The following is a 20004-nucleotide window of genomic DNA, read 5'->3' as shown; positions in this document are numbered from 1 at the left end:
GCAGTGCGCCCTCCGGCGGTCGTGCCCGCCGGAGGGCGCACTGGCCCTTAGGCGACCGCGGGGGCGGTGAGGTCGCCGATCAGGCCGGTGTCGTGCTCGGCGGCGCGGAAGCGCGGGTGGTCGAGCACGTCGCGCAGGAAGCCCGCGGTGGTGGCGACACCGGGGCCGCTGATCCTGGTCTCGGCCAGGGCTCCGCGCATCCGGGCGATGGCCTGGTCGCGGTCGGGGGCCCAGACGATCACCTTGGCCAGCAGGGAGTCGTACAGCGGCGGAATCCGGTACCCGGGGGCCGCGTGCGTGTCGACGCGGACGAACGGCCCGGCGGGCAGCGCGCACTCGGTCAGCAGGCCGGGAGCGGGGGCGAAGTCCCGGGCCGGGTCCTCGGCGTTGACCCGGCACTCGATCGCCACCCCGCGCGGGGCGACGTCGTGCTGGCCGTAGCCCAGCGGCTCGCCGGAGGCGACCCGAAGCTGCTCGCGCACCAGGTCGATGCCGGTGACCATCTCGGTGACCGGGTGCTCGACCTGGAGCCTGCAGTTGACCTCCATGAAGTAGAACCGGCCGTCCGGGTCCACCAGGAACTCGAACGTGCCCGCGCCGACATAGCCAGCGGCCAGCGCGCCGCGCACGGCGACCTCGCCCATCTCGCGGATGGTGTCCTCGGGCAGCCGGGGCGCCGGGGACTCCTCCACCAGCTTCTGGTGCCGCCGTTGCAGGGAGCAGTCCCGCGCGCCCAGGTGCACGCACGCGCCGTGCGCGTCGGCGAGGACCTGGATCTCCACGTGCCGTGCCGAGTCGAGGTACTTCTCCACGTAGAGGCGGCCGTCGCGGAAGACCGCCTGCGCCGTCGCCTTGGTCTTCGCCCACGCCCGGGGGAAGTCGGCCGAGGAGCGCACCACCGCCATGCCCCGGCCGCCGCCGCCCGCGACGGCCTTGACGATCACCGGGTAGCCGATCTCGTCGGCCAGCGCGGCGGCCTTCTCCGCGCTGTCGATGGCGTCGCGGCTGCCGGGGAGCAGCGGCAGGCCCGCGTCCACCATGATCGCCCGCGCGCTCGCCTTGTCGCCAAGGCGGGCCATCACCTCGGCGGGCGGGCCGACGAACGTGAAGCCCTCGGCCTCGCACACCTCGGCGAAGTCCGGGTTCTCCGACAGGAAGCCGTAGCCGGGGTGGATGGCGTCCGCGCCGCGGATGCGCGCCGCCTCGATCACCGAGGGGATGTCGAGGTAGCTCTCCTTGGCCGGGCCGGGGCCGATCTGGACCGACTCGTCGGCCAGCCGGACCACCGCGGAGTCCCGGTCGACCGACGAGTGCACGGCGACCGTGCGCAGGCCCATCTCGCGGCACGTGCGGACGACCCGCACCGCGATCTCGCCGCGGTTGGCGATCAGCACCTTGGAGATCGGCTTGGAGATCATCGGGCGGGCTCCAGCAGCAGCACCGGCTGACCGTGCTCGACGGGGGCGCCGTCCGGCACCAGGAACTCCACGACCCGGCCCGCCCGGTCGGCCTCGACCGGGATCATCAGCTTCATCGCCTCCACGATCGCCACCTGCTGGCCGGGGGCGATGACGTCGCCCTCGACCACGAACGGCGCAGCGCCGGGCTCGGGGGCGCGGTAGAAGACGCCAACAGTGTTGGCGCACAACGGGAACCGGCCCGCGGTGTCCTCAGCCGCCGCGCCGCCCTCCGGCGCCCGCGCGGGGGACTCCGGTGCCCGAGCGGCCGCCCGGGGCTCGGCTGCCCGGGTGTCGGCCTGCCGGGGCTCGGCGGGGCGGGCCTCGGCGGTCCACCGCACCTCCACCGCGACGTCGTGGGCGCTGACCCGCACCACGGTCGGCGCGTGGGACGCGTGGGCGTAGGTGGCCAGCGCCTGCTCGCGCAGCACGGTGACGACCTGGTCGACCTGGCCAATGTGGTCGAGGTGGTCGAGGTGGCCACCATTGGCCTGCGCCGCCTGATCGATCTGGACAGCCTGGTCGGCTCGGGTGTCGCGTGCGGGAACCGACACCGCCACACCGCCGTTCGCGGTCGCGTTCATCGGGCATCCTCCCTGTCGGGGGCCGGGTCACGGGGTTCGGACGGCTGGGAATCGCGGGGCTGGGAGTCGAGCAGCACCGAGGTGTCGGTGCCGAACTGGCGGAACCGGGCGTGCCGCGCGGTAACCAGGTTCATCTGGTCCAGCGGCAGCAGCTCGGCGAGGCTGCTCGCCAGGGCGGCGCGCAGGGCCGCTGCGGCGGCGACGTGGTCGGTCTCGGCGCCCTCGCCTGGCTCGGGCACGACGCCGTCGACCACGCCCATGCTCAGCAGCGAGCGGGCGTCCACGCGCAGCGCGGCGGCGGCCTTGGGCGCGGCGGCGGGGTCGCGCCACAGGATCGCCGCGCAGCCCTCCGCGCTGATCACCGAGTACACCGCGTTGGCGCACATCAGCACCCGGTCGGCCAGGGCGAGCGCCAGCGCGCCGCCGCTGCCGCCCTCGCCGGTCACCACGGCCACCACCGGCACCGGGAGGCCGGCCATCAGCTTGAGGTTCTCCGCGATCGCCACGGACTGGCCCTGCCGCTCGGCCTCCATGCCGGGGTAGGCGCCCGCGGTGTCGACCAGGGTGATCACCGGCAGGCCCAGCTTGGCCGCCAGCCGCATCGCCCTGGCCGCCTTGCGATACCCGGCCGGAGTGGGCATGCCGTAGTTGCGGTCGCGCAACTCCCGCGCCGTGTGGCCCTTCTGGGTGCCGATCACCACGACCGGGATGCCCTCGAACCGGCCGAGACCGGCGACCAGCGCCGGGCAGTCGGCCGACATCCGGTCGCCGTGCAGCTCGTCGAAGTCCTCGATCAGCAGCGAGATGTAGTCCACAGTGGTCGGACGGCCGAGCCTGCGGGCGGCGCGCACGCACTCCCACGGCTCCCGCTCCGGCAGCCGGTCGGCGTCGGTGACCATCGCGGGCCCGCCGCCAGCCTGGTGCGGCACGCCGTCCGGGCGGCGGGTCGCGATTGAGAGCAGCCTGGCCAGGGTGGGGCGAAGCTCGGCGCGCGGGCGGATCATGTCGACCACCCCGTGCTCTTCGAGGAACCGCGCGGTCTGGAACTCCGGCGGCAGGGTCTGCTTGATCGTCTGCTCGATCACCCGCCGCCCGGCGAACCCGAGCCGGGCGCCGGGCTCGATGACGATCACGTCGGTCGAGGTGGCGAACGACGCCGCGACTCCGCCGAAGGTGGGGTCGGTGATCAGCGAGACGGTCAGCACGCCCGCCTCGTCCAACTGGGCCAGGGCCTGGCTGGTCTTGGCCATCTGCATCAGCGCGATCACCCCCTCCTGCATCCGCGCGCCACCCGAGGCGGTGGCCAGCAGCAGCGGGGTCCGCTCGCGCAGCGCGATCTCGGCGGCCTGAGTGACGACCTCGCCCACGGTGGCGCCGAGGCTGCCGCCCATGAACCGGAAGTCCATCGCCACCACGACGACCGGGTTGCCCTCGATGCGGCCCCGCGCGCACAGCACGGCCTCGGCGAGGCCGGTGTCGGCGCGGGCGTCGGCGAGGCGGTCGCGGTAGGGGCGGGTGTCGGCGAAGCCCAGCGGGTCGCTGTCGGACACGGCGACTTCCAGCGGCCGGTAGCCCGGGTCGAGCAGGCTGTCGAGGCGCTGCGCCGCGGTCAGCGGGGCGTGCCAGCCGCAGTCCGGGCACACCCGGCCCGCGCGCAGAAAGCGCTTGCCGTACAGCATGGCGCGGCAGCCGCCGCAGACCAGCCAGGCGGGCACGTCGCCCGCGCGGTCGGTCAGGTCGGGCAGGGTCGCGGTCATGACTCCTCCTCGGTTCGCGTCGGTGCGGGCACGTACGTCGAGCACCCGGCGGGCAGGCGGGCCCCGGCGAGGCGCAACTGGGCGGCCCGGCTCGCGAACGCCGTGCCGCGCAACACGTGCGCGGCGATGTCGGCCACGTGCCGGTTGGCTGGCGCGGCCAGGTAGGTGCCCGCGACCCAGGCGTTGAACGCGCCCATCGCGGGCCCGCACCAGATCTGGTAGTCGCCGGTCCGCTCGGGGACGCCCCGAATGCTCCAGCCCGAGGACAGGCCCAGGTACCAGCGGAAAACCAGCGCCATGCGGCGGCGCGGATTGTCCTGCGCCCGGTGGATCTGCTCGGGGTCGCGCTCGGCGAAGTAGGTCAGGCAGTCCTGCCAGACGTCCGCCATCGGGCGCTGGAAGACGCGCTTCTCCAGCTCCGCGCGCTCGGCGGCCGGGATCGCCTCGATCCCGTCGTAGCGCCGGTAGGTCTCGTACAGCTTCTTGGCGCGGCCGGGGAACAGCGTGCCGCGCTTGAGGACCTGCACGTCCACGCCCATCTCGAACATGTCCGCCGACGGGCACATCTCGCAGTCGGCCACACCCGCGCCCGCGAGCAGCAGCTTGGTGGTGTCGGACTGGTCGGCCTCCACAGAGGACTGGTTGATCGAGCCGGTGACCACATAGGCCGCGCCGAGGGTGAACGCCGCCGCTGCCGCCGCCGGGGTGCCGATGCCGCCCGCGGCGCCGACCCGCACCGGCCGCTGATAGCCCAGCTCGCGCTGCACGCGGTCGCGCACGGCCAGCAGCTCCGGCAGCAGGACCAGCAGCGGGCGCCGGTCGGTGTGCCCGCCGGAGTCGGCCTCCGCGGTGACGTCGTCGGCCATCGGGATCCGCCGCGCCCACTCGGCCTGCTCGGCGGAGACCGCGCCCGACTCGACCAGGGGCCGGACCAGCCGCTCCGGGGCCGGGCGCAGGAACACCTCGGCGACCTCCGCGCGGGACACCTTGGCGATGACCCGGTTGTGCGCCACCACAGTGCCCTCGGCGTCCTTGGCGAGCCCGGCGAGCCGGTAGCGCACCACCTCCGGGGTCAGGTCGAGGAACGCCGACGCCTCCACGCACCGCACCCCGTGCCGCAGGCAGCGGTCCACGATGGCGCGTTCGAGGGCCAGCTCGCTGGGGCTGTGGATCAGGTTGACCGCGAACGGCAGGCCGGGCGCTTCCCTGGTGATGGTCGACAGCGCGTCGTCAATGCGGTCCGGCAGCACCCCGGCCGCGCCGAACGAGGCCAGGAAACCGGACCGGGCCAGGGCGACGACCATCCGGGCGGAGGCGATCCCGTTGGCCATCGCGCCCGCCATGTAGGCGTACCGCACACCGTGGGCGTGCCGGAAACCGGGGTCGCCCAGGGAATCCGGGGTCAGGGCGGGCACCGCGGCCAAAACCCGCGCCGCCCTGGCCTGCTGGTCGTCGGTCGTCACACCGACGCCCGCGCCGTCGCGGGCGACGAACAGCGGCCGGTCCAGCCGCAGCAGCGCGCGCCGGATCGAGTCGTCGTCGCGGGCCAGAGCCGCTCCCGTCGTCGCCGCGGTCATCGCTGGACTCCCCGAAGCTCGGCGGAGCGGAGCTCGATGGCGATGTCGTCAAGCTCGTAGATCCGCAGGCCCGGCTTCCACATGCTCGCCTCGCCGACGACCCGCACCCGGCCGGGGCTATGCCGCACCTCCTTGATATGCACCTCCAGCGTCGACTCGCCGTCGGTCGGCAGGAACTGGCCGCGGTACTTCCAGGTGAACGGCAGGTCGGCGGGGACGATGAACTCCGGGTCGGCGAGCGCGTCGGCGTGCCCGGAGGCCAGCAGCCACTCCTGCATCGCCTGGATCACCGACTCCACGCCGAGCGAGCCGGGGATCACCGGGTCGAGGTGGAAGTGCCGCTGGAAGAACCAGTCGTCCGGGTCGATGGGGCGCACCGCGTGCAGGTAGCCCTGCCCGTACCGGCCGCCGCCGTCGACCACGTCCACGTGGTCGAGCAGGGCGAGGGTGCCGCGCGAGGTCAGCCGCGCCGCCGGGTCGGCGCGCCGACCGGCGATGTCGATGCGCCGGGTGGCTGGCCGGGGCGACTGCTCGTCCAGCCAGGTGGGCCGGTGCCTGCCCGCGTCGAGGCCGGTCTGGTTGCCCAGGGCCTCGTCGCTGAAGTAGCCGAACATCGTCTCGCCGCGGTAGAACGGCTCGCCGTCCGCGGACAGCTCGTAGGCGAAGCTCTGCAGCGAGGAGCCGGGCAGGATCGTGGTCGCCAGCAGCTCGGAGCGCTGCCGGATCGTCTTGTCCCGCAGGTCGACCTCGCGCAGCACGGAGGCGGTGCCGCCGAGGTTGCGCAGGCTCATGGTGGCCTCCGGCGCGGTCAGCGTCGGGCCGAGGTGGTAGCCGATGAGCAGCGCCGCCTGCAACGAGGTCTCCATGTAGACGCAGTTGGGCATGGAGGCGTTCGCGGTGTCGGCGAAGTACCAGGAGTCGGCGTGCGCGTCGTACTCGGTCTCGTACGTCGCGCCGTCCAGCTTGCCCCGGGTGCCATCGACGCTGATCACCCGGTCGACCAGCAGCAGGCCGCCGGTCGGGAGCCGGGTCGCCTTGCGGCCGGTGTAGTGCGCGAACTCCGGGCCGAGAGCGATGCCCTGGTCCCCGCGGGAGAGGTGGGTCATGTGGAACTCGCTGAGCATGGCCCGCTCGCCCGCCGCGCTCTTGCGGCCCAGCCACGCCGACGGCACGCCGCCGCGCGCGGGGCCGACGAGGGCGCCGGGGGTCTCCTGGAGCGCGACGACCAGGTCGCGGACCTGCCCGCCGTCGGAGAACGTGGCGTCGACCCGGACCCAGGGGCGGGGCAGCAGGTCGATGCCGGTGACCTCGACCTCGACCGTGCCCGCCCGCTCGGTCCCCCGGGCGTCGACCCGGCCAGCCTCGCGCACGGTGAACGTCGCGCCCGCCAGGCACAGGTGCAGCCCGGTGTGCAGGGCGAACAGCTGCGCGGCCTGCACGGTGGCGGCCACTAGGTCGGCCGCGGCGCAGGACGCCGCGATCCGGCCCATGCCGTGCGCGCCGCCGCGCAGTTCGATGGCCTCGACCGAGGTGAGCGCCAGCGGGCCGCCCGCGGCGAGCCGCACGGCCGGGTTGACGCCGTCCTGGTCGTAGGCCGAGCCGAACACGCCCGCGATGTCCCCCTCGGCGAGGCGGGCGAGCTGCCCGCCGTCCAAGCGGGTGACTCCGGTGCGCGCCAACGGTTTGAACGCACCTTCCGCGGCCACGACCAGCGCCGGGGCGGCGGCCGCCGCCGGGGCGAAACCGGCCGCCGGGGTGGCGGCCGCGCCCGGACCGAAACCCGTTCCCGGGGCGGTGGCCGCGGCCTGGCCGAAGCCCGCTGTCGCGGCGGTGGCCTGCGCCTGGTCGGCGGCGAGGGGGCGGTGGCCCGCGAGCATCAGCCGTTGCAGCGCGGCCTGCGCGCCCAGGGCGCTGGTGTGCGCGTCGACCAGCGACGAGCGCAGGTCGCGGATCGCCTCGACCACTCCGCCGCCGCTGCCGCCGCGGGGCCGGACCGGCGCGGTCGGCGCAGGCGCCGGTGGTGGTGGGGGCGCTGGCTCAGTGAACGCGGCCGCGTCGAACGGCTCGCCGACGAACTCCAGGACATCGCTCATCGTGTGCTCGTCTCCTCGATGGTCGGCGCGGGCCGGTCCAGCCAGCCCGCGACCGCTTCCCGGAACTTGGCGGCCATGTCCGGCGTGGACACCACCGCGACTTCGGCGAACCGCTGCAGGACGCGTCCCGCGCCGTCGCAGGCGGTCGCGGTCACCGTCAGGCCGCCGCCGGTCCGCCGGACGTCGTCCAGCACCAGGGCGAACGGCTCGCCGTCCGGCAGCGGGGCGAAGTACTCCGCGCGCCCGATGCCCAGCGGCAGGCACGCCGCGCCGAGCAGCCGCTTGCCCAGCACCGGCGGGCCTTGCAGCAGCACGTCGGCGAGCACCGGGCTGTGCAGCGCCCCGGCAAAGGCTCCGCCCGCCACCGCGGCGTCGGCCAGCGCGCACTCCAGGACCATGCCGTGCTCGCCGCTTTCCAGCACGCGGCGCATTCCCTGCAACCGGGGCCCGTGGAACTGGGTCGCCTCCCGGTAAATCTCCAGCCCGTCCTCCGGGCCCGCGCCGAAGCGGTGCGCCCGCGCGGTCGGGGCCTCGGCCGGGGCCGGGGCGAGGACGAAGGTGGCCGCGTAGTGCGAGGTGGGCAGCGCGCCGCCGGAGTCGGACCGGACCGCGGCGGCGACCACGAGCCGGTCACCGTCCACTGTGGACGGCTCGGTCTCGACCCGCAGGCCAGTGCGCGGCGTCCCGTCGAAGATGATGCCCTTGTGCACCTGGTAGTCGCGGACCTCGACCACCCGCAGTCCCGGGTGGGCCCGCTCCAAGACGTTGATCAGCCACCCGAGCCCGAACGTCGCGGGCAGCACCGGGTGCGCGCCGATCCGGTGCGCCTGGATGACCGGGTCCTCAGCCAGCGCCCCGAGTTCGCGGCGCGCGGTGAACGCGGGCGTCGCCACGGTGGCGTGCCCGGCCAGCGAGACGTCCGCGCCGATCAGCACGCAGGTCTCGGCAGCCCGCTCCGGGTCGAACTGCTCCACGAAGGCGCGGGCGCCCGCGTCGGGGTGCAGCAGCGGCACGCCGCGCGCGGAGAACAGCTCGCGCAGCTCCGCGGTCACCATGCCGCCATCCCAGGCGCCCCAGTCGATCGCGGTGACGTGGTGGCCGGGGTTGGCCGCCTGCCACGCCGCGGCGACCCGGCACAGCGCCTCGTTCGCCGCGGCGTAGTCGGCCTGGCCCGGGTTCCCGAGCAGGCCCGCCACCGAGGTGAACAGCACCAGGTGCCGCAGCGGCGCCCCGTCGAGGGCGTCGAGCACCGCGCGCAGCCCGCCGAGCTTCGCGCCGAACACGCGGTCGACCTGCGCTGCGGTCTTGTCGGGCAGCAGCGCGTCGGCGAGCACGCCCGCGCCGTGCACCACGCCGGTCACCCGGTCGCGGTACTCGCCCAGCGCGGCCCGCACGGCGTCCGCGTCGGTCACATCGACCGCGAGGTAGGTCGCGCGGTCGCCCAGTTCGGCGAGGGTGGCGCGGATTTCCCGCTGTCCCAACACGTTCTGATAGGCGCGCTCGACGTCGCGGGGAGTCACCTTGGCACCGGTCGAGCGCAGTCCGGCGATCACCGCGGGCTTGAGGTCGGCGTCGGCGACGCCCCGCGCCCAGTCCGGCTCGTCGGCGAGCGCGGTGCGGCCCAGCAGCAGGAACCCGGCCGCGGCCTGGCTGGCGAGGGCCCGCACGCACAGGGCCGTGACGCCGCGGGCGCCGCCGGTGACCACGAGGAGGTCGTCCTCGGTCACCGACACCGCCGGGACCGGGGCCGAGGTGTCCACTGTGGACCGCTCGGCCGCCGGGGCGTGCCCGCTGGGCGTCAGGGTGCGGCGGCCGTCCGCGTCGACGCCCACCTCCAGGGTGTCCCGCGCGCTGTCGTGCAGTTCGGCCAGCACCGCGTCGGCGAACGCCGCGCCGTCCAAGCCCGGGTCGACGTCGACGGCCCGGCAGAACAGCGTCGGCGCCTCGGCGGCGAGCGTCTTGACGACACCGCCGACACCGCCGATGAGCGACTCGGCCATCGACCGCAGCCCGCCCAACCCGAGCGCGCCGTCGACCCTGGTCACGGTCACGAACGCGGCCCGAGTTCCGGTGGCCGCCGTGGCGGTCAGCGCCGGAAGCACGTGCTTGGCCAGCAGAATCGGCTCGGCCAGCCGCGCGGCGGCCACCGCCCAGTCCGGGTCGGCGTCGCACAGCACCAGGCACAGGTCGAGCCTGCCCTCCTGCGCCGCCTCGACACTGGCGGCCCGCCGCACTGTCCACCCGCGACTTTCCAGCCCCGCGACCACGGCGTCGCCGTCGACACCGCCGCGGTCGACCACCAGCGCCACCGGCTCGGCGGCATACGGCGCGTCGGTCAGGTCGATCGAGGGCAGCGCCACGAGCCCGACCCGGTGCCGGGGCGCGGTCGCCCCAGCCTCAGGCGCTTTTGGGGCGACACCACCCGCGCTTTCCAGGTAGTCGGCGATCTGGTTGAGCGTGCGCAACTCCCCTAGCTGCTCGGGGCCGATACTCGGCAGGGACGGGAACCGCTCCTGCACCACACCGAGCACCTGAACCCGCTTGATCGAGTCCACACCGAGGTCCGCTTCGAGGTCCATCGACGGGTCGACCATTTCCACGGGGTAGCCGGTCTTCTCCGACACCACGCTGATCAGGACGGTCCGGACGTCGGACGTGGTGGGAGCGGCGGCCTGGGGGGCCGCTGGAGCGGCGGCGGAGAGGAAGTCGGCGATCTGGTCCAGCGTGCGAAGCTCACCAAGCTGCTCCGGGCCAATGTTGGGCAGCGAGGGGAAGCGCTCCTGCACCACACCTAGGACCTGAACCCGCTTAATGGAGTCGACTCCGAGGTCGGCCTCCAAGTCCATCGACGGGTCCACCATTTCGACCGGGTAACCGGTCTTCTCGGCGACGACCTCCCGGAGCACGGTGCGCACATCGGCGGCGGCGGAAGCCGGGGCCTGCGTCGCGGGGGCCGCAGCCGACAGGAAGTCCGCGATCTGGTCCAGCGTGCGAAGCTCACCAAGCTGCTCCGGACCGATGTTCGGCAGAGACGGGAACCGCTCCTGCACCACACCCAGCACCTGAACCCGCTTAATGGAGTCCACACCCAAGTCCGCTTCGAGATCCATCGACGGATCGACCATCTCCACCGGGTAGCCCGTCTTCTCGGCCACCACTTCCCGCAGCACCAACCGAATGTCACCGGTCGGGGCGCCACTCGCGGCGGGAGCCGAAGCCGCAGGGGCGGCGGCGGAGAGGAAGTCGGCGATCTGGTCCAGCGTGCGGAGTTCGCCAAGCTGCTCCGGGCCAATGTTCGGCAGGGACGGGAACCGCTCCTGCACCACACCGAGAACCTGAACCCGCTTGATCGAGTCCACACCCAAGTCCGCTTCGAGATCCATCGACGGGTCGACCATCTCGACCGGGTAGCCCGTCTTCTCCGCGACGACCTCCCGCAGCGCCAACCGAATGTCGGCGGCGGGGGCGCCAGTCGCGGCGGGAGCCGAAGCCGCGGGGGCGGCAGCCGACAGGAAGTCCGCGATCTGGTCCAGCGTGCGAAGCTCGCCAAGCTGCTCGGGGCCGATGTTGGGCAGCGAGGGGAAGCGCTCCTGCACCACGCCGAGAACCTGAACCCGCTTAATGGAGTCGACTCCGAGGTCGGCCTCCAAGTCCATCGACGGGTCGACCATCTCGACCGGGTAGCCCGTCTTTTCCGCCACTACTTCCCGCAGTGCCGTGCGAACGCTCGCGCTGTCCACTGTGGACGAAGCTGGGGCGGCCGCCGGGGTGGGGTGGGGAGCGGCGGACGGGGCGGTGTGGGTCGGGGCCGAGTGAGTGGCGGCGGTGTGGGGCGCCGCCGGGTGGGTGGGGGCGGGCGTGGCCGGGCGGGCGGCGGTGGGCGGCTGGGCGGGCGGGGTCGGCGGGAGTTGGGGCGGGGTCGGGATGGCGGGGGGCAGGGAGTGGGGAGGTTCGTCGACCAGGGCCTGGAGTTCGGCCTCGACGCTGGGGCGCTGGATGGTCGGGAAAGAGGTCGCGCCGGTCAGCTCGATCTCGGTCAGGGCGGCGAGGATCTCGTTGGCGCGGGTGTGCGCCTGGCCGATAGCGACGCTCTGGTCCTTCACCGCGGTCACCGCGTCGGCCAGGTGGAGGTCGACGTCGCCGTGGCGCACCGCGTCGGCGAGCGTGCCCGCGACGCGCAGCTGGGTTTCCAGGTACTCGCTGTGGATGGCGATGTGCTGCTGCAGCGCGACTCCGACGCCCGGGTGGACGGCGGCCGGGGCAGGCGCGTGGCCGTGCGCGGCGACCGGGTGGGCGGCCGGGGCGGCGGGGGCGGCCACCGTGGTCGGCGGCACCGTGGACAGGCCGTTGGGCGCGCTCGAAGCGCCGCCCGCCGAGCCGTTCGCGGCGGGGGCGGATGCCGTGTGGGCGGTCATGCCGGTGCCGCCGTTCACGGCGAGCGCGGTCGACGCTCCGCCTGCCGCGGGCGAGACGCCCGGGGTGGTCGAGAAACCGGCCGTGGCCGAAGCAGCGGGCGAGAGGGCCGCCGCAGATGCAGCCGGGGTGGAGGCGGCCGGGGTGGAAGCCGCGGGCGAGAGGCCCGTGGCGGCGGCCGCGGCCGTGGAGGTGGAGGGAAGGGAGCTTGCCGCTGTCATCGGTGTGCCGTTCGAGGTGGGCGCCGCGCCGACCGCGGCGGGGACGCCGTTGGTCGCCGGGTTGGCCAGGGCGATTCGGTAGCCGTCGGTGAGGGCGGCGCGGTAGGCCTCGCGGCGGGCCGGGGAGACGTACTCGGGGGCGGACAGGGGAATCGACATGCCGCTGGGCTTCGGACGCTCGGCCACCGGGGCATCGGTGGCGTTCGCGGCGGACAGCGGCACACCGAGCACGGCCAGGCGGACCACGGCCTGCTTGAGGGCCACGTCGCTGTCGCCCAGCGGGCCCGCGTCGGTCGGGATGGCGACGACCTCGTCGCCCAGGGTGCGGCCGACCAGGGAGGTCAGGATCTGCTTGGGGCCGAACTCCACGAACACCGTGCAGCCCGCGTCGCGCATGGCGCGCAGGCCCGCGACGAACTCGACCGGGCGAAGCAGTTGGTTGGTGAGGGTCTGGGCGTTGGCCTCGGGGTCGGAGCCGTAGCCCGCCTCGGGCGAGTTGGCGTACACCGGGGCGGCAGGCTCACCGACGCGCACCGACGCCACGGTCTGGCCGAACGCCTCGACCGCGTGGGCCACGTGGCTGGTGTGGAAGGCGGCGGCGACCGGCAGGATCCGCGCGGTCAGGCCGCGGTCGGCGCACAGCCGCACGACCTGGCCGACCGCGTCGGTGGGGCCGCCGACGACGACCTGGTCGGGGGCGTTGTGGTTGCAGATCACCACGCCGTCGACGTCGGCGAGCAGCCGCTCGACGTCCTCGCGGCTCGCGGTGACCGCCGCCATGGCGCCCGGGTCGTCGGTGCCCTCGGCCGGGGCCATCGCCGCGCCGCGGGCGCGGGCGAGCCGGAAGAAGTCCGCGTCGGACAGCGAGCCCGCCGCCCACAGGGCGGTCAGCTCGCCGAAGCTGTGGCCGAGGTAGCCCGCGCAGTCGAGGCCGAGGCCACGCAGGTAGCGGAACTGGCCTGCCGCCAGCGCGCCGATCGCGGGCTGCGCGTGCTCAGTGCGGCGCAGCGCGGCCTCCTGGGCCTGGCGCTGCTCGCCGTCGAAGGTCGGCGGCGGGAACACGACCGGCGCGAGCCGGGTCGGCGCGCCGTCGAAGGCGGCGTTGGCCTCGTCGAACGCGGCGCCGACGACCGGGTTGTTGAGGACGGCCTCCAGGCCCATGCCGAGGTACTGGCTGCCCTGTCCGGCGAACAGCGCGCCGATCTTGAGGTCGGCCTTCGCGCGGCGGCGGTAGAACACGCCGCGGGGGTGCGCCCACTCGTCGGCGTCGGACGCTGCGGCCAGCCGCTCGATGGCCAGGTCGCGCAGCGCGGCCAGCGCGTCATCGCCATGGGCGACAAACCCGACGCGGGCGTGCTCGTCGGGGATCTCGCCGCCATCGACGGACGGCTCGCCCGCGCGCAGCGCGGCCAGCAGCGCGGCGGGGTCCGGCGCGTGCCACAGGTGCGCCCGCGCGGTGCGGTGCAGGGTGCGGATCGGCGCCCGGTCCGGGTCGTGCTCCTCCAGCACCACGTGGAAGTTGGTGCCGCCGAAGCCCATCGCCGACGCGGCCGCGCGGCGGACCGGGCGGTGCGGGTCGCGGATCCAGGGGCGGGTCTCGGTGTTGACGTAGTAGGGCGCGGTCGAGAAGTCGACGGCGCTGTTGGGCCGCTCGACGTTGATCGTCGGCGGCAACACCTTGTGGTAGAGGCCGAGCGCGAGCTTCATCAGGCTGGCCGTGCCCGCGGCGCCCTTGGTGTGCCCGATCTGGGACTTGACGCTGCCCAGCGCGGCGAAGTGCCGCTCGTCGGAGGCCGCGCGCAGGACGTCGCCGAGGGCGGTCAGCTCGGTGCGGTCGCCCACGGCGGTGCCGGTGGCGTGCGCCTCGAACAGCTCGACCGAGGCGGGCGAGCACTCGGCGTCGGCGTAGGCGCGCTCGATCGCGACCCGCTGGCCTTCCGCGCGGGGCGCGTAGATGCTCTTGGAGCGGCCGTCGCTGGACGAGCCGATGCCGCGGATGACCGCGTAGATCCGGTTTCCGTCGCGCACGGCGTCGGAGAGCCTGCGCAGGGCGAGCATGCCGATGCCCTCGCCGAGCAGGGTGCCGTCGGCGTTGTCGGCGAACGGGCTGATGCGGCCGCTGCGGGAGAGCGCGCCGACCTTGCTGAAGCACAGGTAGATGAAGATCGAGTTCTCGGTGTCGACGCCACCGGTGATCATCATGTCGGCGCGGCCGTCGACCAGCTCGGCCACGGCGGTGCGGATCGCCGACAGCGACGCGGCGCACGCCGCGTCCACGGTCGAGTTCATCCCGCCCAGGCCGAGGCGGTTGGCCACCCGGCCCGCGACGACGTTGGCGAGCAGACCGGGGAACGAGTTCTCCTCCCACGGCGCGAAAGCCTTGACGTACTTCTCCGCGATCGCGTCCGCGTCCTCAGTGGACAGACCGCAGCTCTGCACGACCTCCTTGAGCACCGGCGTGGAGAGCCGGGCGGCCAGCGGGTGCATCAGCGGCACCGGGCCGGTGGTGCCCAGCACCACGCCGGTGCGCGACGGGTCGTACCAGCCGTCCGGGCCAGCGCCCGCGTCGCGCAGCAGGTCCCGGGCCACGCCCAGGCTCAGCGTCTGCATGGTGCTGGTGACGTCGAGCTGGTTGGGCGGCAGACCGAACTCGACCGGGTCGAAGTCGACGTCGGGCAGGAACGCGCCGCGCCGGGAGTAGGTCTTGTCCGGGGCGGCGGGGTCGGCGTCGTAGTAGTCGTCCAGGCTCCACCGGGACGCCGGGACGTCCTCGGTGCAGTCAACGCCGTCGACGATGTTCTGCCAGTACTCGCGGTGGTCTCGGGCCATCGGGAACAGACCGGACATGCCCACGATCGCGATCGGGTTGCGGGCCAGGCGCCGGTCCGACGCCTCGTGCTGCTCGCTCACGTTCTTCCTCTCGGATATGACTCGGTGATCATCCGCGAACATCACGCGGCGACGAGCCCGGAGACCCGGGCCAGCAGGTCCGCCACGCTCTCGGCGAAAACTCGGTGCCCCTGGGGGCTGGGGTGCAGGCCGTCCTCGGACCACATGTCCGCGCTCGCCCACTTCGGGTCGGCCGCGATGTCCAGGCACAGGGTCCCGGTCTGCTCGGTGACCTCGCGCAGGACGGCGTTGGCCTCGGCGAACCGGCCGCGCAGCAGGGCGCGGAAACCCTCCGGCACGGGCAGGTTCGCCGGGATGTCGGGGTAGCTCGCGGTGACGACGGTGGTGTCCATGCCGGTCAGAACACCGAAGATCGTGCCCAGGTTGCGGCGGAACCTGATCGGGTGATAGTCGGTGACGAGGTCGTTGACCCCGACGATCACCCCGATCAGCGGAGCCTTGCCCGCCAGCGCGCGGTCGAGCTGCTGGTCGAGCACGACCTGCGTGGTCGCCTGGTACGCGCCCAGGTTCCGCACGGCCCCGGCGGGCAGGCCAAGTGAGTCCGCCAGGCGCGGCACCCAGCCGTGGTAGCCGCCGCCCGGGCGGGGGTCGCCGCGACCCTCCACGAAACTGTCTCCGAGCACAGTCAGCCTGGTCGTGGGCATGCGGTCCTCCGCTGTCGGCAACGCTGATCGGGGTGCTGATCGGGATGAGTCGTCAGGAGAGCTGTCCGGAAAGGACTCAGGAGGGGCTGTAGCGACGCTCGTCGGCGGGCATGCCGACCTCGTCGTAGAGCTCTTCGAGGTGACCGGGGGCGAAGAACTCCTCGCCGTGGATGCCACCGGCGATCAGGCCGAAGAACTTCTTGGTGTAGGCCGGGCTCTGGCTGGTGGCGCGGAACACCGAGTCGTAGAACGGGGTGAGCTGGAGCTTCGCCAGGGTGCAGGTCAGCTCGAAGGTGCCGGAGCTCTCCTCGTCGCGGACCTTGACGTAGTCGGCCATCGCCTCGGCCATGTCGCGCTCGCCGGACAGGCCCTCGTGCAGCCGGTCGGCCAGCACCTCGCCGTACTTGAACGCGTCGGTGATGCCCCAGCCGGTGAACGGGTCCTTGTGGTACCCGGCGTCGCCGACCAGCGCCCAGCCGGGGCCAGCGGAGGTGCGGTAGTAGTTGTCCGGGTAACGCATGGGCCGCCACGGCTCCTCACGCTTGCCCTTGCTCCGCAGCTCCTCGCCCATCTCGGGCACGACCTGGTCGAAGACCTCCTGGAAGGAGCCCTCGACGTCGGCGCGGAACTCGCCGAACCGCTCCCGGCCGCGGATGATCGCCAGCAGGTTGAGCCCGTCGTTGGTGGGCCAGGTGCCGATCTGCTGCTCGCCGAACCCGGTGCGGTGGTGCATGCCCCAGTCCAGGCCGCTGTGGTAGCTGTAGTAGATGAACCCGGCCGCGGGGACGACCCGGTAGAACTCGGCGCCGACCTTCTCCGCGACGATGGAGCCGCGCCCGTCCGCGCCGACGACGACGGTGGCGCGGAACTCGCGCTCGGGCCCGTCGCCCTCTCGGCCGCGGATGCCGACCGCGCGACCGTCCTCGAACAGGACGTCGCTCACGGTGAAGCCCTCGATGACCTCGGCCCCGGCCTCCCGCGCGCCACCGACGAGGACCTCGTCCAGCACGGTGCGGCGCGGGCAGTAGACGGCGTCGATGCCGTCGATCGGGTCGGCGAAGCCTTCCAGCGAGATGCCGGTGTAGGAGAAGTTCAGCTTCCGGATCGCGGGCACGCCGGTGGCCACGACCTTGTCCAGCAGACCCCAGGACTTCAGCCGGGAAAGGCCAGCCTGGTGGATGTAGTGGGTGGAAACCGTGTCACTGGGGAAAGTCGAGCGGTCGACGACGAGGACCCGGTGACCGCGCCGGGCCAACAGCATCGCCACCGGTGAGCCTGCGCAGCGCGCGCCCACCACGATTACGTCGTACATGTGATCTCTCACTTCTCCTCGCAGGCCGGATGAATTCGATTCTGCTGAGCCGCTGAATAGGGGTCAATGCGCCCGGGTCGGCCCCCATGGTGCGATTGGCTCGCACAATGACGACAGATATGGGAAACCCGCCCGAAACATTTCGGGGTGAATTTCTCTTTCCGTTGCGCCGGTATTCACGTGCCGGACAGATCAGTAGAGGGCGGCGACGTCCTCGGCGAAGGCGGCCTCGATCACCGCGCGGCGCAGCTTCATCGACGGGGTCAGGTGCCCGTCGGCGACGGTGAAGTCCACCGGGAGCAGGCGGAACTTGCGGATCGACTCGGCGCGGGACACCAGCCCGTTGGCGTCGTCCACGGCGACCTGGACCTCGGCCAGCAGCCGGGGGTCGTCGCGCCAGGCGGGGTCGCCCAGGTCGAGGCCGTGGTCGGCGGCCCACTGCCGCAGCGCGGGCTCGTCCAGGGTGATCAGCGCCGTGACGTAGGACCGGTTGTCGCCGATGACCATGCAGTTGCTCACCAGCGGGTGCAGCCGCACCCGGTCTTCGAGCGGGGTGGGGGCCACGTTCTTGCCGCCGCTGGTGACCAGCAGCTCCTTGCGCCGCCCGGTGATGTAGAGGAAGCCGTCCTCGTCGATGGCGCCCAGGTCACCGGTCCGCAGCCACGGGCCGTCCGAGCTGGGGTTGGGCCAGTAGCCGGGCGAGACGTTGGGGCCGCGGACCAGCAGCTCGCCGTCCTCGGCGATGGCGATCGTGGTGCCCGGGATGGGCCTGCCGACGCTGCCCAGCCGGTTGGTCACCGTCTCGTTCACCGTCACCGCTGTCGCGGCCTCGGTAAGCCCGTAGCAGTTCAGAATCCGCACGCCCACACCCGCGTAGAAGCCCGCGGTGCTGTCGTCCAGCGACGCGCCGCCGGAGATCACGTAGCGGAACCGGCCGCCGAAGGAGTCGCGCACCCGCTGGAACACCGTGGCGTCCAGCGCCGCGTGCGCCTCGCTCAGCGCGGGCTCGACCGGCACGCCCCTGGCCACCGCCAGGCCCAGCTCGATCGCGGTCTCCTCGGCGGCCGGGTCGACCAGCGCGCGGGCCCGCTTGCGGATCTTCTCCAGCGCGTAGGGCACCAGGGCCAGGAACGTCGGCCGGAACACCGGCAGCTCGGGCAGCATCTCCGGCACCCCCGCCACCAGCCCGGTGCGGGTGCCCGCGACCAGGCACGACAGCAGGATCGTGCGGCCGAACACGTGCGAGAGCGGCAGGCACAGCATCGTCGCGGCCTGCTCGTCGCTCCCTTCGACCGCCGTGCGGAACAGCCAGTCGGTCTGCTCGACGGTGTTCGCCGAGGACGCGTACATGTTGCGGTGGGTGAGCATGCAGCCCTTGGGCAGGCCCGTGGTCCCACTGGTGTACACGATCGTGGCGAGGTCGTCGGCCCGGACCGCGGCCACCCTGGCGTCGAGGTCGGCGTGCGCCGCCTGCGCCCGCATGCCCTCGACCTCGGCGAACAGCCACACCCGGGTGGCGCCCGCGGCGATCAGCCGGTCGGCGAACTCGGCGGTCTCGGCGAAGCACACCCGGGCGCCGCTGTCGTCGAGGACGTGCTGGATCTGGGCGTCGGACGCGGTCGGGTAGATCGGCACGGTCACCGCGCCGATCGCCAGCGCGGCGAAATCGGCCACCGCCCACTCGTAGGCGGTACGGCCGAACACCGCGACCCGGTCACCGGCCGCGACCCCATGGCCGAGCAGCACGCTCGCCACCGCCCGCACGTGCTCGGTGAATTCGGGGTAACCGATGTCCTGCCATTCCGCGCCGATTTTCCGGCTCAGCGCGGGCGCGCCAGCGTACTTCTCGGAGCCCGCGACGAGGACGGAGAAGAGACCGGAGTCACTCGCCAGTTCGACCCCGCTGCCGGAGAACGATGTGCTTAACAGGGAAAGGTCGGAATTAGAGGTCCCGGAAAAAGTCGGTATATTCACGTTAATTGATTCTCGGGATGCCCCGACCACGGGGCAACACACGAGAGACGATCGGCCGGTTGGAATATCCTATCGCGCCGGACGCGCGTCGGCGCGGCCGAAGGACGGATTCTGGAACGGCCCCACCGCCTCCAGGCAGTTGAGGAACGCCTCCGCCAGCGGGTTGGTGCTCGACCCCCGCCACACCGCGTAGAGGTCGACGGTGGGCACCGGGTCGTACAGCTGCACCGCCACCGGCCGCACCCCGCCCGCCACCGAGCCGACCAGCATCCCGCGCGAAGCGGACGCGAAGCCGATCAGCGGCTTGATGGACACCAGGATCGAGGTGGCGCCCGGGTCGTCCAGCTTGTGCACGACGTTGAGCATGATGCCGGTCCGCTCGACGGCAGAGAGGATCGCGTCGTACATCGCCGGGCACGTCTCCCGGTCGAACAGGATGCACGGCTGCCGGGCAAGCTCCGCGAACGGCACCCCCGGGCGGTTGGCCCACTTGTGCCCCTGGCCGACCACCGCCACCATCGGCAGCTGCAACAGCCGCCGGTAGTGGAAGTCCGAGGTCATCGGCCGCCCGTAGACCAGCGCCACGTCCAGCGCGCCGTCGGCTAACGCGGCGAGCTGCGGACCCGTGCGCTTCTCTTCCAGCGCGACCGTCACATCGGGATACTCCGCGTGCATCCGCGCCAGCGTCGCGGGCAGAATGTGCTGCCCAGCCGGGAAATTGTAGCCCACGGTGATCGTCCCGGTGCGCCCGGCCGCCGCCTCCCGCGCGGTGTGCGCGGCCTTGTCCATCTGCGCGACGATCGCCCGCGCCTCGATCTCGAAGGCGCGACCGGCCGAGGTCAGCCGGACCTCGTGGGACGTGCGCGCCACCAGCTCCACACCCAGCGTCCGCTCCAACCGCTGAAGCTGCTGGCTCAGCGATGGCTGGGTCAGGTGCAGCCGGGCGGCGGCACGTCCGAAATGCAGTTCGTCGGCGATGGCGAGAAACGAGACGAGATGTCTGAACTCCACCGAGACCTCCCCCGCGTGTCCCCAGCAAGGGTAGCGGCGCGGGGTAACTCC

The 20004-nt window shown here is 73.2% G+C and carries 10 protein-coding genes; all 10 read right to left on the bottom strand.

The window, feature by feature from the left end; translation table 11 throughout:
• Window positions 1-47: 47 nt before the first annotated feature.
• A complete protein-coding gene (gene accC / locus ACZ6SD_RS03900; RefSeq protein WP_465315378.1) occupies window positions 48-1418 on the bottom strand; it encodes an acetyl-CoA carboxylase biotin carboxylase subunit in 1371 nt (456 codons plus the stop codon).
• The gene (locus ACZ6SD_RS03895; RefSeq protein WP_465315377.1) at window positions 1415-2041 is read right to left on the bottom strand and encodes an acetyl-CoA carboxylase biotin carboxyl carrier protein; all 627 of its coding nucleotides are present in this window, start codon (window positions 2039-2041) and stop codon (window positions 1415-1417) included. Before ACZ6SD_RS03895 ends, accC begins: the two co-directional genes overlap by 4 nt.
• Complete coding sequence (gene accA, locus ACZ6SD_RS03890; RefSeq protein ID WP_465315376.1) at window positions 2038-3798, bottom strand: carboxyltransferase subunit alpha; 1761 nt, start codon at window positions 3796-3798, stop codon at window positions 2038-2040. Before accA ends, ACZ6SD_RS03895 begins: the two co-directional genes overlap by 4 nt.
• Entirely contained in the window at window positions 3795-5375 is a 1581-nt protein-coding gene (locus tag ACZ6SD_RS03885; protein ID WP_465315375.1) for a PfaD family polyunsaturated fatty acid/polyketide biosynthesis protein, read from the bottom strand. Before ACZ6SD_RS03885 ends, accA begins: the two co-directional genes overlap by 4 nt.
• A complete protein-coding gene (locus ACZ6SD_RS03880; RefSeq protein ID WP_465315374.1) occupies window positions 5372-7468 on the bottom strand; it encodes a beta-hydroxydecanoyl-ACP dehydratase in 2097 nt (698 codons plus the stop codon). Before ACZ6SD_RS03880 ends, ACZ6SD_RS03885 begins: the two co-directional genes overlap by 4 nt.
• Window positions 7465-15012: an SDR family NAD(P)-dependent oxidoreductase gene (locus tag ACZ6SD_RS03875; RefSeq protein ID WP_465315373.1), complete on the bottom strand. Its 7548-nt coding sequence runs from the start codon at window positions 15010-15012 to the stop codon at window positions 7465-7467. Before ACZ6SD_RS03875 ends, ACZ6SD_RS03880 begins: the two co-directional genes overlap by 4 nt.
• 41 nt (window positions 15013-15053) lie before the next feature.
• Window positions 15054-15656, bottom strand: a complete 603-nt coding sequence (locus ACZ6SD_RS03870) for an SGNH/GDSL hydrolase family protein (protein WP_465315372.1) — start codon at window positions 15654-15656, stop codon at window positions 15054-15056.
• Window positions 15657-15732: 76 nt separating this feature from the next.
• Entirely contained in the window at window positions 15733-16968 is a 1236-nt protein-coding gene (locus ACZ6SD_RS03865; protein ID WP_465315371.1) for an NAD(P)/FAD-dependent oxidoreductase, read from the bottom strand.
• 192 nt (window positions 16969-17160) lie between these two features.
• The gene (locus tag ACZ6SD_RS03860; RefSeq protein ID WP_465315370.1) at window positions 17161-18942 is read right to left on the bottom strand and encodes an AMP-dependent synthetase/ligase; all 1782 of its coding nucleotides are present in this window, start codon (window positions 18940-18942) and stop codon (window positions 17161-17163) included.
• A gap of 69 nt (window positions 18943-19011) precedes the next feature.
• On the bottom strand, window positions 19012-19953 hold the full coding sequence (locus ACZ6SD_RS03855; protein WP_091453226.1) for a LysR family transcriptional regulator: 942 nt from the start codon (window positions 19951-19953) through the stop codon (window positions 19012-19014).
• Window positions 19954-20004 lie beyond the last annotated feature (51 nt).

The organism is Actinokineospora sp. NPDC051303 (genome assembly GCF_055586285.1).
This window is presented reverse-complemented; position numbering and strand designations above follow the sequence as displayed.

Excerpts from the sequence above, each read along its gene's own strand:
- accC (WP_465315378.1), bottom strand. The coding sequence starts at position 1,418 with ATGATCTCCAAGCCGATCTCCAAGGTGCTGATCGCCAACCGCGGCGAG.
- ACZ6SD_RS03895 (WP_465315377.1), bottom strand. The coding sequence starts at position 2,041 with ATGAACGCGACCGCGAACGGCGGTGTGGCGGTGTCGGTTCCCGCACGC.
- accA (WP_465315376.1), bottom strand. The coding sequence starts at position 3,798 with ATGACCGCGACCCTGCCCGACCTGACCGACCGCGCGGGCGACGTGCCC.
- ACZ6SD_RS03885 (WP_465315375.1), bottom strand. The coding sequence starts at position 5,375 with ATGACCGCGGCGACGACGGGAGCGGCTCTGGCCCGCGACGACGACTCG.
- ACZ6SD_RS03880 (WP_465315374.1), bottom strand. The coding sequence starts at position 7,468 with ATGAGCGATGTCCTGGAGTTCGTCGGCGAGCCGTTCGACGCGGCCGCG.
- ACZ6SD_RS03870 (WP_465315372.1), bottom strand. The coding sequence starts at position 15,656 with ATGCCCACGACCAGGCTGACTGTGCTCGGAGACAGTTTCGTGGAGGGT.
- ACZ6SD_RS03865 (WP_465315371.1), bottom strand. The coding sequence starts at position 16,968 with ATGTACGACGTAATCGTGGTGGGCGCGCGCTGCGCAGGCTCACCGGTG.